Annotated in this window: 16 protein-coding genes, 1 tRNA gene and 1 pseudogene; all 18 read left to right on the top strand. The window is 36.8% G+C overall.

The genetic code is table 11. The features are described 5' to 3' along the window. Positions 1-38 precede the first annotated feature (38 nt). Positions 39-1,538: a hypothetical protein gene (locus O3798_RS01790; RefSeq protein WP_371462802.1), complete on the top strand. Its 1,500-nt coding sequence runs from the start codon at positions 39-41 to the stop codon at positions 1,536-1,538. A gap of 20 nt (positions 1,539-1,558) precedes the next feature. Continuing rightward, a complete protein-coding gene (gene uvrC, locus O3798_RS01785) occupies positions 1,559-3,334 on the top strand; it encodes an excinuclease ABC subunit UvrC (RefSeq protein WP_371462800.1) in 1,776 nt (591 codons plus the stop codon). 141 nt (positions 3,335-3,475) lie between these two features. Then, positions 3,476-4,351 carry a transporter substrate-binding domain-containing protein gene (locus O3798_RS01780; protein ID WP_217950522.1) on the top strand — a complete coding sequence of 292 codons (876 nt, stop codon included), beginning with the start codon at positions 3,476-3,478 and terminating at the stop codon, positions 4,349-4,351. Positions 4,352-4,364: 13 nt separating this feature from the next. Then, positions 4,365-5,012, top strand: coding sequence for an amino acid ABC transporter permease (locus O3798_RS01775; protein ID WP_371462908.1), 648 nt, complete (start codon positions 4,365-4,367; stop codon positions 5,010-5,012). Positions 5,013-5,145: 133 nt separating this feature from the next. Next, a complete protein-coding gene (locus O3798_RS01770; RefSeq protein ID WP_371462797.1) occupies positions 5,146-6,333 on the top strand; it encodes a DEAD/DEAH box helicase in 1,188 nt (395 codons plus the stop codon). Next, entirely contained in the window at positions 6,299-6,664 is a 366-nt protein-coding gene (locus tag O3798_RS01765) for a hypothetical protein (RefSeq protein WP_371462795.1), read from the top strand. The genes O3798_RS01770 and O3798_RS01765 overlap by 35 nt, the downstream gene beginning before the upstream one ends. A gap of 4 nt (positions 6,665-6,668) precedes the next feature. Continuing rightward, positions 6,669-7,439 (top strand): TrmH family RNA methyltransferase, encoded by a 771-nt coding sequence (locus tag O3798_RS01760; protein ID WP_371462793.1) that lies wholly within the window; start codon positions 6,669-6,671, stop codon positions 7,437-7,439. Between the two features lie 2 nt (positions 7,440-7,441). Continuing rightward, entirely contained in the window at positions 7,442-7,669 is a 228-nt protein-coding gene (locus O3798_RS01755; protein WP_371462791.1) for a hypothetical protein, read from the top strand. A 57-nt stretch (positions 7,670-7,726) separates the two neighbouring features. After that, a tRNA-Arg gene (locus O3798_RS01750) sits at positions 7,727-7,800 on the top strand. Between the two features lie 336 nt (positions 7,801-8,136). Further along, positions 8,137-10,365, top strand: coding sequence for a formate C-acetyltransferase (gene pflB, locus O3798_RS01745; RefSeq protein ID WP_048710464.1), 2,229 nt, complete (start codon positions 8,137-8,139; stop codon positions 10,363-10,365). Between the two features lie 188 nt (positions 10,366-10,553). After that, positions 10,554-11,315, top strand: a complete 762-nt coding sequence (pflA, locus tag O3798_RS01740; RefSeq protein WP_048710461.1) for a pyruvate formate-lyase-activating protein — start codon at positions 10,554-10,556, stop codon at positions 11,313-11,315. Between the two features lie 138 nt (positions 11,316-11,453). Beyond that, positions 11,454-12,383, top strand: coding sequence for a manganese-dependent inorganic pyrophosphatase (locus tag O3798_RS01735; protein ID WP_371462789.1), 930 nt, complete (start codon positions 11,454-11,456; stop codon positions 12,381-12,383). Positions 12,384-12,451: 68 nt separating this feature from the next. Further along, positions 12,452-13,330, top strand: a complete 879-nt coding sequence (locus tag O3798_RS01730; protein WP_371444986.1) for a VOC family protein — start codon at positions 12,452-12,454, stop codon at positions 13,328-13,330. Then, positions 13,327-14,220, top strand: a complete 894-nt coding sequence (locus O3798_RS01725; RefSeq protein ID WP_371444984.1) for a YitT family protein — start codon at positions 13,327-13,329, stop codon at positions 14,218-14,220. Before O3798_RS01730 ends, O3798_RS01725 begins: the two co-directional genes overlap by 4 nt. Before the next feature lie 12 nt (positions 14,221-14,232). Then, positions 14,233-15,111, top strand: a complete 879-nt coding sequence (locus O3798_RS01720) for a YitT family protein (RefSeq protein ID WP_371462784.1) — start codon at positions 14,233-14,235, stop codon at positions 15,109-15,111. 36 nt (positions 15,112-15,147) lie between these two features. Beyond that, a pseudogene (locus O3798_RS01715) lies at positions 15,148-15,348 on the top strand (CHAP domain-containing protein); the annotation flags it as partial. Between the two features lie 170 nt (positions 15,349-15,518). After that, entirely contained in the window at positions 15,519-16,511 is a 993-nt protein-coding gene (locus O3798_RS01710; protein WP_371462782.1) for a mannose/fructose/sorbose PTS transporter subunit IIB, read from the top strand. Positions 16,512-16,528: 17 nt separating this feature from the next. Then, the gene (locus O3798_RS01705; RefSeq protein ID WP_371462906.1) at positions 16,529-17,344 is read left to right on the top strand and encodes a PTS mannose/fructose/sorbose transporter subunit IIC; all 816 of its coding nucleotides are present in this window, start codon (positions 16,529-16,531) and stop codon (positions 17,342-17,344) included. Positions 17,345-17,346: the final 2 nt, after the last annotated feature.

The raw sequence follows: 17,346 nt of genomic DNA, 5'->3' as shown, positions 1-17,346 counted from the left end.
TAGGTGTTTGGTGTTTCTAGCCGTAGGAGGGAATAGAAATGGGTAAACAGTCCATCTACGAAGAGTTTCTTCGAAGTATAAAAAAAGTTCCAAAAATTCCATATACCTTTATGAAGGATACCGTTGATGGAAAGAGAGAATTTTTTGCTTTTGCACTCGGGAAACGAGTGAAAAGTCAAGATAGATTGCCTCAATTCTATCATGCGATGACGAAGTTATTGAATCCTAATGAAGAAGTGTGCGAAGGAATCCTAAAGTTTGATATCCCTGTCATTTACTGGATTGAACCATTACTCATTCATTGGAGGCAGTTTATCGACCAGTTATCGGACGAAATGAAGGATTTCCTGTGTGACCGATTAACGGTATTGCTTGAAGTAACTGCAGGAAAAGAGGAATTCAGAATAGTTTTGATGTTACTAGTTTTCTTCGATAATGAATTAACGCAACGGAAGATTCAATACTTCGAGAAGCATAGCGCGTATACCTTTTACATTATATTTGCAAAATCTTATTGTATTCATGAAAGTCAATGGAGAGAGTATTTAAAAAAGCTTGAACCGTCTCTAAGTGGATATGGACGTTTATTTTACTTATTTTTCTACCCAATCCAAACGAAAACAGATGCTTTTTATTTGTTAAATGTGATGATGAAACAAGTCAACATGCGTTCAATTGCTGCTAAAAGTTGTATGTATCATCCGAAATTGCTCAGAGTCATTATGGCTCATGAAATGACTATAGAGGTTGAGCGTAATTACCAACTTTGCATTTTACATGGAACTACTGATAAAATGTTTAGTCAGTGGTTGGTAGAGTCGATTTATCCATTATCGTTTTTAACGAAAAAGAATCGGTTATTGACGATTGAAGCAGTGGCTCTATTGTACAGGATGAGAGATTGTTTAGAATTAGAATTGACGGCATTCGACAACGTGAAATCTGAGGAGTTTCATCAATATCATTATTTAAAAGGACTTGTGGATAAAGTTATATGGTCGACGCAGTCAAAAGTGGAATCGTTGATAGGGACGTCTTTAAAAGCTGCAGATCGTGATGATGCGATTATTTTATTTGCCTTAAGTAAAACGAATAGTAAACTACGATTCTCACAGTTCAATAAATTGCTCGAAAAAGATCCATTGTCGCTAACGGCATTAGAGTACATCGAGAAATCAACTTCGAAAGTTTTTATTGAAGGAACGATTGATTATATTAAGGGAGTTGTGCGACCAGAAGTTTATGACTACATGAAACAACATTCGACTTTAGTTTTACCTCCTCAGTTCTTCGCACTCTCGAAATGGCACGAGGTCATCTTAAATAAAATGATTCAGTTTCAACTGATTGATTATGACTATATTTGGCAAGTGCTTCATTTTCCTGACCATCTTGTTCGTTTGAAAGTGATAGAACTGTTCAAAACACTGAAACTATTGAGTAAAAGAGAGGTACGATTATTCTTATATCCAGTGTATAAAGATGAAATGGACCGAGAATTAAAAGATGAATTTGAAAAAATTGTATGGCAACGATAATGTTTAGAAAGGAAGATTGAATGGCAAGTGAATTAATCGAAAGTAAATTAAAAAATCTTCCTGATTTACCAGGTTGTTATATTATGCGTAACGCCAATGACGATATTATTTATATCGGAAAGGCGAAAAATCTAAAGAATCGTGTACGGTCTTATTTTAGAGGAGCGCATGATACTAAAACAGAAAAGTTGGTTAGTGAGATTCATCATTTTGAGTATATTGTGACGAAGACCAATAAGGAGTCTCTCTTACTCGAAATTAACCTGATTAAAAAATATCAACCGCATTACAATATTAAACTAAAACAAGGAACGATGTATCCTTATTTGAAGATTACTTCTGAAAAAGATCCGCAATTAGTGATTTCTCATAAGGTAGAAAAGGATGGGGGGATTTACTTCGGCCCTTATCCAAACGTCACTGCAGCAACAGGAACGCAACAGCTCATTCAAAAAATCTATCCACTTCGTAAATGTGGAAAGAACGAAACACGTGCATGCTTTTATTATCATTTAGGGCAATGTATTGGGTGTTGTGACCATGAAGTTTCAAAAGAAGAGTATGATACGCAAATCAAGAAGATTCAACGTTTCCTAAACGGAGATGTTAAGACGATAAAAGATGATTTAGCAACGAAGATGAATGAAGCTTCTGAAAGACTTGATTTTGAAAAGGCGATGGATTACCGTGATCAAATTAAGTACATCGAAGCAACTGTAGAAAAACAAAACATTATGAACGCAGATTTCACGAACCGAGATGTATTCTCTTATGTTGTTGATCGTGGTTGGATTTCGATTCAAGTTTTCTTACTCAGACAGTCGACAATTATTAAACGGGAAGCCGCAATGTTTCCGATATATGACCAGATAGAAGATGAAGTATTGTCCTTTATCATTCAGTTTTATGAGGATCAAAACCACATTCTTCCAAAAGAAATCTTAGTACCTGAAGCGATAGATAAAGAATTGTTAGCAGAAACGCTCGGAGTGAAGGTGATGACACCGAAACGTGGTTCTAAGAAAAGAATGTTAGACCTTGCTACTCAAAATAGTGAGATTTCACTGAATGAAAAATTTAGAAGAGAAGAGCAAAGTCAGTTGAAGACGAAAGGTGCCTTAGAAGAACTTGCAGATGCATTAGGGTTAGAGAAGGTATCGGTTATTGAATCGTTTGACCACTCGAATATTCAAGGAACCAATCCAGTATCGGCGATGGTTGTCTTTAAAGATGGAAAACCAGACAGGAAGAATTACCGTAAATTTAAAGTGAAGACTGTTGTCGGAAGTCACGAATTTGCGACGACACAAGAAGTCATTCGTAGACGCTATTCAAGATTATTAAGGGAAGGTGCCAGACTTCCAGATTTGATTTTAATGGATGGTGGTAAAATCCAAATGAGAGCTGCTATTGAAGTTTTAGAAGATGAATTAGGTCTAGAGATTCCGGTATGTGGAATGGTGAAAAATGAAAAACATAAAACCGCTACATTACTCTATGGTGAAGACTATAAGGAGATCGATTTAGATAGAAAAGGGCAAGCGTTCCAACTGATTCAACGTGTGCAGGAGGAAGTTCACAGATTTGCGATTACATTTCATAGACAAGTGCGAAGTAAAAATACATTTGCTTCGAAATTGGAAATGATTGATGGAGTCGGCCCGCAGACAAGAAAGAAACTATTGCGTCATTTTAAAACGATAACAGCAATGAAACAAGCCAGTCTTGAGGAGTTACAATCTATTGGAATTTCCGAAAGAGTAGCCAGAAATATTCTTGAAGAACTAGGTAAATAACTATATATTATTTCAAAATGAAACAGGTTGTACAATCTGTTTCATTTTTATTTTGTTTTTCAAGCTTTATTCATTGTGTTTTAATGGGGAGTATGGTATCGTTCACTATGTTGAAAAAATAAACAAAAGGTGGTTAAACCAATGAAAAAATGGATGAAAGCTGGTTTCGTTGCTGTGGCTACATTATTAGCAGCATGCGGAGCAAACACGACTAAAACACAAGAAACAACTGTATCAGTTTCAGAAGCGCAAGCGAACTGGGACAAAATTGTTGAATCAGGTGTCATTAAAGTATCAACTGCAGGTACTTTATATCCACAATCATTCCATAATGATAAGAACGAATTAACTGGTTATGATGTGGAAATTATGAAGGAAGTTGCGAAACGCTTAAACCTTAAAGTTGAATTTACTGAAATGGGTGTTGACGGAATGTTAACAGCTTTAGACAGTGGGATGACAGATATCGCAAACTATTCAATTGAAGAAGGTGCGAAAAACTTCGATGCATACTTACACACTACACCACATAAGTACTCATTTACATCAATGGTTGTTCGTGGAAGCGACAACTCAGGAATTCATTCTTGGGAAGATGTAAAAGGTAAAAAAGCTGCTGGTGCTGCAAGTACAAACTACATGAAGATTGCTAAAAAACTTGGCGCTGAATTAGTCGTATATGACAACGTAACAAATGACGTATATATGTCAGATTTAGTAAACGGCCGTACAGACGTAATCATTAACGATTACTACTTACAATCAATTGCAGTTGCTTTTGCTAAAGACAAATACGACATCAAGATTAACGAAGGTGTATATGCTAACCCATACAGCTCTAGTTTCTCAATTTCACTAAACAACACTGTATTACGTGATAAATTCAATGAAGCAATGGACGCGATGAAGAAAGATGGAACATTGAAAAAGATTTCTGAGCAATTCTTCGCTGGCCAAGATGTAACAGAACCTAAAGATTTCAAAACAGAAAAAATCGATATTTCAGATGTAGACTAATATGTTAAATAAAATTTTCGATATTAATATTGCGATTAATAACTTTTGGTTTATTCTTAGTGGATTAGGATATACATTAGGAGTTGCATTGACGAGTTTTATACTTGGAACGATTTTAGGCTTTATTCTTGTATTAATGAGACGGTCTAGATTTCGTTTGTTAAGATGGATTGCGACTTTTCACGTATCCTTTATGCGGGGGACACCAACGTTAGTATTTTTATTCTTACTATATTTTGGGTTGCCTTTCTTAAAAATCACGTTACCAGCTTTAGTCTGTGCGCTTCTTTGCTTTAGTATTGCAAGTAGTGCCTATATTTCTGAAGTGTTGCGTTCGGCAATGGATGCAGTAGATAATGGACAATGGGAAGCGGCGATGTCTCTTGGAATGAGTTATCGTCAAACGTTACAGAAGGTAATCGTTCCTCAAGCGTTTCGAATTGCAATTCCACCATTAAGTAATGTGTTACTGGATATGATTAAAGGATCGTCTCTTGTTGCGATGATTTCTTTACCCGATATTTTCCAAAATGCGAAAATTGTAGGCGGTCGTGAACAAAACTATATGACGGTTTATATTTTGGTGGCGATTATGTACTGGGTAATTTGTTTGCTTTTCGAGCAAGGCCAACGATATTTAGAAAAGAAATTGGCACTTTAATAGAAAATAGTAAAGAGAACTGTGTAAAAGCAGTTCTCTTTTTTAATAAACGTTGAAACTATTTGAAGTATAGGCATTTCTTCGTTAAAATGAATAGGACTCAAAAGAACAATGGTTATCGGAAAGGACGCATATGAATACAAAAACAATTTGGGAGCAACATGGCTTCCACACATTAACACCGATACAAGAAAAGACACAAGAACTGATTAAAGAGGGAACAGATATTGTAGCCATCTCACCAACAGGGACTGGTAAAACATTAGCGTATGTCGTTCCTATTTTGGAGCGAGTAAAAGCGGATAAAACGCTACAAGCTTTAATTGTGGCTCCTTCTCAAGAATTAGCTCAACAAATCGGAACTGTTATTAGAGAGTGGAAAACACAGGAAATCCGTGTGCAAGTTTTAGCAGGTGGGGCAAACGTTAAACGACAAGTTGAGAAGTTAAAGGAAAAGCCAGAAATCGTTGTAGGAACACCAGGACGATTACTTGAACTGTCTAAGCTTCGTAAATTAAAGCTTCACCAAGTAGAGATGCTTGTATTAGATGAAGCCGATTATTTACTCGATCCAGAACAATTGAATAACACAAGAGAGCTTGTTAAGAAACTTCCTTCTGAAAGACAAGTGCTTTGTTTCTCTGCAACAAAGAATAAGAATTTAGAAGAAGTTAATAAATGGATTAATATGCTTCCGACTTTTGTTGAAGTTTCAGAGGGGAACTCTGCTCATTCGAACGTAACCCATGGATATATTGAATGTCCAACTAGAAAACGTGATGAAGTGCTACGCAAACTAGCATTCTCCGAAAATGCAAACCAAGCATTAGTGTTTGTCAATTCGATTGCAAATGCAGCATTACTTGGCGAGAAGTTAGCGTATCATCAAGTTCCAGTTGCACTTCTTTCAAGTGATGCTCATCAAACGGAACGTAAGAAAGCTATCGACTTATTTAAGAAGGGACAGATTCCATTCTTACTAAGTACCGATGTCGCACAACGTGGCCTTGATATTGAAGATTTACCACTTGTCATTCATTATGATATTGCAGATTCAACAGAACAATATACCCACCGTTCTGGACGTACAGGACGTATGGGAAAAGAAGGGTTAGTACTCAGTCTAGTGAATGACCGCGAACTAAGAGACTTGAAGAAGGTTGCAGGGAAACATAAACTAGTTCAGTTTGAACTATATACAGGACAATTAAAACCAGTCACACAACCGAAAAAGAAAGAAGTAAGTTCTAAGACACCAACTCAGAAACGAAAGAAGGGGAATAAGAATGGAAATCATCGAGGATTTAAAAAGTCAAATTAGTTTTTTTGGATTCGAAATGACGGATGCTGATAGCTTAGTGGCTTTGGAAAAAGGGGAGCAAACCTTTGTACTCTATTGGGCTAAAGATGGTTTCGTTCTTTTTGAAACTTCTAAAGAAGGTGTATGGAGAGCGAATAGACCAATCGTTATCCCTTCAGAACGCATTCAAAAGGTTTCCATGGAGAAGAAACTTTTAGGAAATCCCAAATTAACATTGCAATATCTTGATAAAGAGGAAACTTATGTTGTACCTATGAAATGTGGATTTCATCAGAATCAAAAAGTAGAAGTCAAGAAACTCATGAATACAATAGAAGGATTAAAAGGGTAGTTGTATGGATATCATTAGTTCACCTAAAAATGAAAAAATTAAAGAGCTTGTCAAACTTCAGACTGCAAAAGGGCGTAAGAAAGCAGGGATGTATCTTCTTGAAGGAGAGCATCTTGTAGAAGAAGCGATTAAAGAGAAAGCTCCGATTGAATTGATTGTGGTTACTAGTAATCGTCTTGAAGATTACCAAAATCTGTTAACTCAAACTGATGTACAGGTGCTAGTTGTTTCTCAAGATGTCTTTCATAAGTTATCAATGACTGAAACCACTCAAGGGATTATAGCAGTTGTGAAGATTGTTAAACAGGATTCATTGCCTTATAGCGGTCGCTTCATTGTGTTAGATGCAGTTCAAGATCCTGGTAATTTAGGAACGATTGTGAGAACAGCAGATGCTGCCGGATTTGATGCAGTTGTATTAGGAACAGGGACAGTAGATTTATATAACGATAAAGTTCTTCGATCCATGCAAGGAAGCCATTTCCATATCCCAGTTTTTCAAGCGGATTTGAAAGATTACTTGCCGACGCTTAAAGACAAAGGTGTACAAGTGGCTGTAACAGCACTTCACCGTGATTCAAAAGACTACACTATCTTACAAGGCTCAACAGATGTTGCTATCGTGGTTGGTAATGAAGGCCAAGGCGTCTCTGATGACGTGATTGATTTAGCGGATGTTGTAGTGACCATTCCGATGTTTGGAAAAGCAGAGTCGCTAAACGTCGCTATTGCTTCGGCGCTATTAATGTATAAAACGAAAGAGATGAAGGAGTAACAATGGACAATAGACCAAATCCAATGGGAAGGAAACGCCCAATTCTTGAAACGGTTAGAAATATGACTATCATTTCCTTTGCGTTAAGTGCGATTGCAGCATTATATAATTTTACCTTAGCAGCAAGAGTGCTAATTATGGCAGTAGTGATGTTAGTTATCTACATCTGCATGTTTTTCTCTAAAAAGAAGAATACAGAGAGCAAAGAAAAAGAAACAGAAGAGTCGTAATAAAGCTGTAAAATCAATTGACAGAATGTTCGTCTTTAGGTATACTAATTTAGTACTGTTTCAGTAGCTCAGCAGGATAGAGCATTCGCCTTCTAAGCGAACGGTCGGGGGTTCGAATCCCTCCTGAAACGCTAAATTATATAGAGTATTATCGGATTTATTTCGATAATACTCTTTTTTTATTTTTGCTTAGTAAAAATAAAGTAAGAAAAGAGACATATTGTGAATACAGAACCTTAGATTGTGAAACTTTTCATTCTGTTTCAAAAAAATAGTACAGCGAAACACGCTGTTATAATACATCTTTCACAACTTTTAACACTTTAAAATCGCGATTATAGCAATATTTAACAAAATCTTTGTATTTTTTTACACTTAAGTATTGCAACTAATTTTTATTGTGTTATAATATTCATGTAGATAGCTGTTATAAGTTTCACAACCAATTATCTAAGGAGGAAAAATTTATGGAACAATGGAACGGTTTCAAAGGTAAAGTATGGAAAGAAGAAGTTAACGTCCGTGACTTTATCCAAGAAAACTACACACTTTATGAAGGAGACGACAGTTTCTTAGCTGGACCTACTGAAGCTACTAAAGCTTTATGGGCACAAGTAATGGACTTGAACAAACAAGAACGTGAAGCTGGTGGTGTCTTAGACATGGACACTAAAGTTGTATCAACAATCACTTCACATGGTCCTGGTTACTTAAACAAAGATTTAGAAACAGTTGTTGGTTTCCAAACTGAAAAACCATTCAAACGTAGCTTACAACCATTTGGTGGTATCCGTATGAGTGAACAATCAGCTGAAGCTTACGGATTCAAAATCGACGAAGAAATTTCTCGTATCTTCCGTGACTGGCGTAAAACTCACAACCAAGGTGTATTCGATGCTTACACTCCAGAAATGCGTGCAGCTCGTAAATCAGGTGTTATCACAGGTTTACCAGATGCTTACGGACGTGGACGTATCATCGGTGACTACCGTCGTGTAGCTTTATACGGGGTTGATCGTTTAATCGCTGAAAAACAAAAAGACTTCGCTAACATTGGCGATGGCACTATGTCAGACGATGTAATTCGTTTACGTGAAGAAGTTTCAGAACAATACCGTGCATTATTAGAATTAAAAGAATTAGGTAACATCTACGGATTCGATATTTCTAAACCAGCTTCTAACGCTCGCGAAGCTTTCCAATGGTTATACTTAGGATACTTAGCAGCTATTAAAGAACAAAATGGTGCGGCTATGTCTCTTGGACGTACTTCAACATTCTTAGATATCTATGTACAACGTGACTTAGAAAACGGAACATTAACTGAAGAACAAGCACAAGAACTTGTTGACCACTTCGTTATGAAATTACGTTTAGTTAAATTCGCTCGTACACCAGAATACAACGCATTATTCTCAGGAGACCCAACTTGGGTAACAGAATCAATCGCCGGTGTTGGTGAAGACGGACGTCCATTAGTAACTAAGAACAGTTTCCGTTTCTTACACACATTAGTAAACTTAGGACCAGCTCCAGAACCAAACTTAACAGTTCTATGGTCAACTCGTTTACCAGAAAACTTCAAATTGTTTGCAGCTAAAACTTCTATTAATACATCTGCAATCCAATATGAAAACGATGATGTAATGCGTCCAGAGTGGGGCGACGACTACGGAATTGCTTGCTGTGTATCTGCTATGCGTATCGGTAAACAAATGCAATTCTTCGGAGCTCGTGCTAACTTAGCGAAAACATTATTATATGCGATCAACGGTGGTATCGATGAAAAATCTAAAGCACAAGTTGGTCCTAAATATCAACCAATTACTTCAGAATACTTAGATTACGAAGAAGTAATGGCTAAATACAACGACATGATGGAATGGATCTGTGGTTTATACTTAAACACATTAAACATCATCCACTACATGCATGATAAATACAGCTACGAAAGAATTGAAATGGCATTACATGACACTGAAATTCTACGTACAATGGCAACTGGTATCGCTGGATTCTCAGTAGCAGTTGACTCATTATCAGCTATTAAATATGCGAAAGTTAAAACTATTCGTGACGAAGATGGCGTTGTTGTTGACTATGAAGTAGAAGGCGACTTCCCTAAATATGGTAACAACGATGATCGTGCTGACGAAATCGCTGTTTGGTTATTGAAAGAATTCATGACTAAAGTTAAAAAACATAAAACTTACCGTAATGCTAAACATACAACTTCTATCCTTACAATTACTTCTAACGTAGTTTATGGTAAGAAGACAGGTAACACTCCTGATGGACGTCGTGCTGGCGAACCATTTGCACCAGGTGCTAACCCAATGCATGGTCGTGACACACACGGAGCTTTAGCTTCATTATCATCAGTTGCTAAAGTACCTTACAAATATGCATTAGATGGTATCTCAAATACATTCTCAATCATTCCTAAAGCTTTAGGACGTGAATTAGATGTACAAGAAGAAAACTTAGTTGCTATGTTAGATGGTTATGCTTCTAAAGGTGGTCACCACTTAAACATCAACGTATTCAACCGTGATACATTATTAGATGCTATGGAACACCCAGAAGAATACCCACAATTAACAATTCGTGTATCTGGTTACGCAGTTAACTTCATTAAATTAACTCGTGAACAACAATTAGACGTAATCAACCGTACAATGCACGAAAGCATGTAATCACAAAGTGTGAGGTCGACTGTTCTAAGGAGACCGAACCGGATTACGCAAAAGTGTGAGGTTGACTCGCAAAATTGCTGAAATTAAGAAAACGGATGGGCAAAATCGTCCATCCGTTTTTTAATCGAAATGGCCCTAAAAGGCACGAATTGTGATATACTAGAAGAGAAAAGATAGGAGGAATAATGATGAGTGAACCAGTAACTGGATATATTCATTCTACAGAGAGTTTTGGTTCTGTAGACGGACCAGGTATCCGTTTTGTAACCTTCATGCAAGGTTGTCGTATGCGTTGTGAGTTTTGTCATAACCCAGATACTTGGAATATTGGGGGCGGTCATCCGATTACTTCTCAAGAATTACTCGATCAAGCGTTGCAATATCGTGCATTCTGGGGACGTAAAGGTGGCGTAACTGTCAGCGGAGGAGAGCCTTTATTGCAAATTGATTTCTTAATCGATTTCTTTAAACGCTGTAAGAAAGCTGGAGTACACACAACATTAGATAGTTGTGGAATGCCATTTACGTATGACGAACCATTCTTCTCAAAATTCGAAGAGCTATTAGAATATACGGATCTTATTTTATTAGATATTAAACATATTGATGATGAACAACATAAGAAATTAACAGGATGGACGAATAAAAATATTCTTCAACTAGCAGAGTATTTATCAGATAAAGGACAACCAGTATGGATTCGCCACGTGTTAGTTCCAGAACGTTCAGATTATGATGAATATCTCATCCGATTAAGTGAGTTTGTAAGTAAATTGAAGAACGTATTGAAGTTTGAAATTTTACCTTATCACAAATTGGGTGTGTATAAATGGAAGAACTTAGGAATTCCATATAAATTAGACCATATTGAACCACCAACACAAGAACGTGTGGACAATGCTCGTCGTATTTTAAGAACAGACGAATATAAAGGTTATTTAAATGCATAATGAATGAACTGTTATAGTTTAAAAGCTATAACAGTTCTTTTTTTTTAGAAATCTTAGAAATAATGCATTATCTATTGGTTTTAAGTGATAATTATGTTAAAATTGTCAATGTAAATTTATATAGAGAGAGGCCAAATTATGAGTAAATTATTAGTTTTCGGACATCAAAATCCAGATACAGACGCAATTACATCAGCAATTTCATATGCTTACTTATTACGTCATTTAGGAGAAGATGCAGAAGCAGTTGCCCTAGGGACTCCAAATGAAGAAACACAATACGCTTTAGAATATTTCAAAAAAGAAGCTCCACGCGTGATTGGAGATGTTTCAGAAGAAACAAATCGTGTAGCATTAGTAGACCACAATGAAGTTCAACAAAGTGCTACAGGAGTTGAAAAAGTGGAAGTAGAATATGTTGTGGATCACCACCGTATCGCAAACTTCCAAACAGCAAACCCATTATTCTACCGTGCAGAACCAGTAGGATGTACAAATACAATTCTATACAAAATGTACAAAGAATATGGAGTAGATATTCCAAAAGATATCGCTGGATTAATGGTCTCAGCCATTGTATCAGACACATTATTATTCAAATCACCAACATGCACACAACAAGATATCGAAGCAGCAACAGACTTAGCAAACATTGCTGAAATCGATGTGAATGTATATGGTTTAGAAATGCTAAAAGCTGGTACAAACTTAGGAAATAAATCTGAAGATGATTTAATCGACTTAGATGCGAAATCATTCCCAATGGGAGGAGCAAACTTACGTATTGCGCAAGTGAACGTAGTGGATCCTGAAGAATTGTTAGCACGTCGCGATGCATTAGAAGAAAGCATGCGTGTTGCAAACGATAAAAACGGATATGCTACATTTGTATTTGTCATTACAAACATCTTAACAAGCGTCTCAACAGTATTAGTTGTTGGTGACCATTTAGATAAAGTGGCTCAAGCGTTTAACGCAAGCTACACAGACGGTGTACTAACACTACCAGGAGTTGTTTCTCGTAAGAAACAAGTTGTCCCACCTTTAACAGTGGCTTTTGAAGGATAAAAATTAACGGAGTGGGTGAGGAACATCCTTTAAGTCCTCCCCCACTTTTTTAGTAAAGGAAAAGGAAAATGCGAAATCTATTACAGTTAGTGAAAGATGCGCTTGTACCACAATCTAAAAAAGAGTGGACGATTTCTCTTGTAACGATAACGGTGCGTAATCTTTCAGTGATGAAGAAATTTTATACGCAAGTTTTAGGTCTTGTTGTACTGCAGGACTTTGATAACGAAATCCTTATTGGTCACAGTAGGGGTAGCGTTCCTTTGCTTCGCTTAGTTCAAGGTAAAGGAAGTAGAGATTCAATTCTTACAACATACTACATCGGATTTAAGTTAACAAAACCATTCCAAATGGGCGAGTTAATTAATCGATTGATTTTAGAAGAACAAACAATCACTGCGACAGGTTTTGATGGCTACACGGATAACTTTTATATCTTAGATCCTGAAGGGAATCGCTTGAAGTTTATGATTGAAAGCGAAAGTGGTTCTGAACTCGTTGATGAATATCTTGAAGGGACAGAAATGAATCGTTCGCTTCATGAGTTTATCGATGGGGTCGATGCGATGGCAGAAGAATTTCCACCAACCGCTAGTATCGCACAAGTGCACTATAATGTGTCCGATGTTGAAGAAACGGGAGCGTTTTTAACCGAAGCGTTTTTATTCAAGACTACCTATGATTATGTGACTCGTCGTAAGAATTTTAAAGTGAATCGAGATGGATACTCACTAGCGATTAATGCTTGGGAGTTCATTCCTCATTCACATCAAGATTTTTATGGGGTTTCTGAAATCGAATGGCGTGTTCCAAATATGCGAGAATTAGAAAATTTGGTGTTAAATTTGGAATCTAAAAAAGTGCCGTTTCATTATTATGATGCTGTGCTAAAAGTACCAACAGCAAACGGCATCCAATATTGTTTCAAAGTGGGTGATCATGCATGAGTTTTTTAAACCCATCTTCATATCGTAAATACCGTAAAAACAAAATGATTAGGCATGTATTATCACTCTTAGCCGTTGTCATTTCTGGTTTTCTACAGGCGTTTACACTGAAAGTTTTTATTCAACCATCGAATCTATTGTCTAGTGGGTTCCTTGGAGTATCGATTTTAATGAATCAAATCGCAGAACTCTTTGGGGTAGAATTATCAATCTCAATGTTACTGATTATGCTTAATATTCCAGTTGCAATTTTATGTTACCGCGGAATCAGTCCACGATTCACGTTTTATTCGATTCTACAAGTATTTGTGGGAAGTTTCTTTATTCGAGTATTGAATTTTGAGCCGTTATTTGTGGATGATACAATGCTGAACGTGATTTTCGGTGGGGTATTAAATGGTTTATATGTTTCACTGGCCTTGAAGGGAAATGCTTCTACCGGTGGGATGGACTTTGTGGCTTTATACGTTTCGAACCGTAATGGGAAAACGATTTGGCAAGAAGTCTTCTTATTTAATACAGCATTACTATTAATATTCGGTGCGTTATTTGGCTGGAAACATGCGGGATATTCGATTATCTTCCAATATATTTCAACAAAAGTGATTAGCACCTTCCATCAACGTTATCATAAAGTTACGTTGCAAATTACAACGCGTTATGGTGAAGACGTCATGGATGCCTATTTAAAGACAGTGCGTCATGGGATTTCATGTGTTGAAGCAATCGGTGGATTTAGTCGCGAAAGAATGTATTTGCTGCATACAGTGTTATCTTCTTATGAAGTGATTGATGCAGTTGCCGTCATTAAAGAAGCTGATCCGCGTGCGATTATTAATCAAATTAGTACTGAAAACTTCTATGGTCGATTCCATAGGGAGCCAGAATAAGGAGGGATTTAATTGGAGAAATATTTAAACAAAGACACATTAAAATCCTTCATCCTGGTTTCATTAGGCTGTTTTATATTTTCGTATACAATTAATGCACTTGTAATTGCTAACCACTTTGGAGAAGGCGGTATTACAGGGTTAACCTTATTAGGGTACTATACATTACAAATTGATCCAGCCTTATCAAACTTAATTTTGAATGGATTTTTATTACTGATTGGATATCGTTATCTTGAAAGAAAAACAATGGTATATACTGTTTTAGCGGTTTTTGAATTACCAACTTTCTTAAAAGTGACACAGGACTGGCCTGTATTCGTTCCAGAAAACCTAGTTGTTGCTGGTGTGGCAGCTGGAGTATTGGTCGGAATAGCATTAGGTCTTGTTATTCTTGGGAAAGGAACAACAGCTGGTACGGATATTATTGCGATGATGATGCATAAATATTTAGGGTGGAGCGTTTCTTCTTCATTACTGATGATTGACTTCATTATCGTGACACCACTTGCGTTTGTGATTGGTTTTGAAAAAGCAGTTCTGACATTAATCATGTTATTTATCGCAAGTAAAGTGATTAACTTTATTCTAGAAGGTTTTAATCCACGAAAAGCGATTATGATTATTTCGGATAAATATGATGAAATTGGACAGCGAATCCAAACGGATTTAGATCGTGGAATTACGGTGTTGGATGGACACGGCTTTTACTCAAAAGAGAAGAGACAAGTGTTATACGTTGTTGTCAGTCGTCAACAATTGATGCCAGTTCAACGAATTATTCACGAGTATGATCCAGAAGCATTTGTAATTATTACAGACGTGAACCAAGTTATCGGAGAAGGATTTACATTCTATCTCGATGATAACGGAAATAAACTACATCATTAAATATGTTTTTTGATTTGAAAACCAAATCCTCATCCAGGAGATGTGATTACATTTGACTGGAACATTGACGGTGTAGCCGACCATATTGCAATTGTTGAAAAAGTTGAAGGCGACAAAGTGATTACGATTGAAGGAAATACAAGTGATCGTAATTATGATGAATCAAAAGTCGTTCGTAAATCACATAGATTGATTGCTCGATATATTATCGGGTATAGTCGTCCTCAATATAGATAAAGAGTTAAAGAAAGCTAGTTCTCAGGGATTAGCTTTTTTTCTTCGTTTATTAGGATTTGGAACCGATAAAAAACAATTTAAAAGTTAAGATTTCTTTAAGTGAGTGTGTGGTTATGGTAAAATAGACTAAATCATAAAAGCGATTTAATTTAAATAAAGGAGGTAGCTTTATGGTAGGAATTATCATTGCAAGTCACGGCGAATTTGCTGATGGAATTAAGCAATCAGGTTCAATGATTTTCGGGAATCAAGAAAAAGTTGAATCTGTTGTTTTTATGCCTAGTGAAGGACCTGAAGACTTACAAAGAAAACTGCGTGAAGCAGTTGAAAAGCTAGAGACTGAAGAAATTCTATTTCTAGTAGACTTATGGGGTGGTAGTCCATTCAACCAAGCAAACATCTTGTTTGAAGAAGACCCAGACCACCGTGCAATCGTAGCTGGTTTAAGCTTGCCGATGTTAATTGAAGCGTACGCAAGTCGTTTCTCAATGAATACATCACATGAGATTGCAAAAGCGATTGCACCAACAGCTATTGAAGGTGTGAAGATTCGTCCTGAATCACTTCAACCAGAAGAGAAGAAAGAGGAGAAAGCAGAATCTGCTGCTACAGTTTCAAATGGTGCAATTCCAGAAGGAACTGTCATCGGAGATGGCAAGATTAAATTTGTGTTAGCGCGTGTGGATACTCGTCTTTTACATGGACAAGTAGCAACAAGCTGGACAAAGGCAACAAATCCAAATCGTATCATCGTTGTTTCTGATAAAGTTGCAAAAGATGATTTACGTAAGAAATTAATCGAGCAAGCAGCTCCACCAGGAGTTCGTGCGCACGTGATTCCACTTAAGAAATTAGTGGAAGTATATAATGATCCACGTTTTGGGGATACAAAGGCATTATTATTATTCGAAACACCTCAAGAAGCACTTGAAGTGATTGAACAAGGTGTGAAAATTGATGATTTGAATATTGGTTCAATGGCGCACTCAGTCGGTAAAGTTCAAATTAGTAATGCATTATCTGTTGACCAAGATGATGTAGAAACTTTTAAGAAACTTCGCGACTTAGGCGTGAAGATGGATGTTCGTAAAGTAGTTTCTGATACTCCTGCGGATATCTTTAAATTAATTGAAGCAAAGTCTAATGAAGGCTTAAAACTATAACATACAGATAGGAGATTATTATGGATTTTAATGCAATTCAAATTATTTTAGTCCTAATTGTCGCATTCTTAGCTGGTTTGGAAGGAATCTTAGACGCATTCCAATTCCATCAACCAATTATTGCGTGTACATTAATCGGACTTGCAACAGGACATCTTTCCGAAGCAATTATTCTTGGCGGTTCATTACAAATTATCGCACTTGCTTGGGCTAACGTTGGGGCCGCAGTTGCACCAGATGCTGCCTTAGCATCAGTTGCTTCAGCGATTATTTATATCAAAGGGAATGACTTCTCTGATGCTGGTCGTAACTTAGCGATTGGTACTGCAATTACTTTAGCAACAGTTGGTCTTGTATTAACAATGGTTGTACGTACATTAGCAGTTGGTTTAGTTCACAGAGCAGATGCTGCAGCTGAAAATGGAGACTTCCGAGGCGTAGCATTCTGGCACTATGTATCATTATCAATGCAAGGATTACGTATTATGATTCCAGCAGGAGCACTTCTATTCGTTTCTTCAGAAGTGGTTCAAGGATACTTAAAATTAATCCCAGAGTGGTTTGCAAACGGTATGACAATTGGTGGTAACATGGTTGTAGCTGTAGGGTTAGCGATGGTTATTAACTTAATGGCTTCAAAAGAAACATGGCCATTCTTCTTCATCGGTTTTGCAATTGCTCCATTAAACGAATTAACTTTAATTGCTACAGGGGTTATTGCACTAAGCTTAGCATTTATTTATTTAAACTTATCAAACAACAGTGGAAATGGTTCAACTGGTGGAAATTCTGGTTCAGGAGACCCACTTGGTGACATTTTAAATGATTATTAAGG

Source organism: Granulicatella sp. 20925_1_45 (assembly GCF_041433555.1).
Taxonomy (GTDB): domain Bacteria; phylum Bacillota; class Bacilli; order Lactobacillales; family Aerococcaceae; genus Granulicatella.
Note: the sequence above shows the minus strand (reverse complement) of the source record. Positions and strands in the feature narration are given on the sequence as shown.

Excerpts from the sequence above, each read along its gene's own strand:
- O3798_RS01790 (WP_371462802.1), top strand. The coding sequence starts at position 39 with ATGGGTAAACAGTCCATCTACGAAGAGTTTCTTCGAAGTATAAAAAAA.
- uvrC (WP_371462800.1), top strand. The coding sequence starts at position 1,559 with ATGGCAAGTGAATTAATCGAAAGTAAATTAAAAAATCTTCCTGATTTA.
- O3798_RS01780 (WP_217950522.1), top strand. The coding sequence starts at position 3,476 with ATGAAAAAATGGATGAAAGCTGGTTTCGTTGCTGTGGCTACATTATTA.
- O3798_RS01770 (WP_371462797.1), top strand. The coding sequence starts at position 5,146 with ATGAATACAAAAACAATTTGGGAGCAACATGGCTTCCACACATTAACA.
- O3798_RS01765 (WP_371462795.1), top strand. The coding sequence starts at position 6,299 with ATGGAAATCATCGAGGATTTAAAAAGTCAAATTAGTTTTTTTGGATTC.
- O3798_RS01760 (WP_371462793.1), top strand. The coding sequence starts at position 6,669 with ATGGATATCATTAGTTCACCTAAAAATGAAAAAATTAAAGAGCTTGTC.
- O3798_RS01755 (WP_371462791.1), top strand. The coding sequence starts at position 7,442 with ATGGACAATAGACCAAATCCAATGGGAAGGAAACGCCCAATTCTTGAA.
- pflB (WP_048710464.1), top strand. The coding sequence starts at position 8,137 with ATGGAACAATGGAACGGTTTCAAAGGTAAAGTATGGAAAGAAGAAGTT.
- pflA (WP_048710461.1), top strand. The coding sequence starts at position 10,554 with ATGAGTGAACCAGTAACTGGATATATTCATTCTACAGAGAGTTTTGGT.
- O3798_RS01735 (WP_371462789.1), top strand. The coding sequence starts at position 11,454 with ATGAGTAAATTATTAGTTTTCGGACATCAAAATCCAGATACAGACGCA.
- O3798_RS01730 (WP_371444986.1), top strand. The coding sequence starts at position 12,452 with ATGCGAAATCTATTACAGTTAGTGAAAGATGCGCTTGTACCACAATCT.
- O3798_RS01725 (WP_371444984.1), top strand. The coding sequence starts at position 13,327 with ATGAGTTTTTTAAACCCATCTTCATATCGTAAATACCGTAAAAACAAA.
- O3798_RS01710 (WP_371462782.1), top strand. The coding sequence starts at position 15,519 with ATGGTAGGAATTATCATTGCAAGTCACGGCGAATTTGCTGATGGAATT.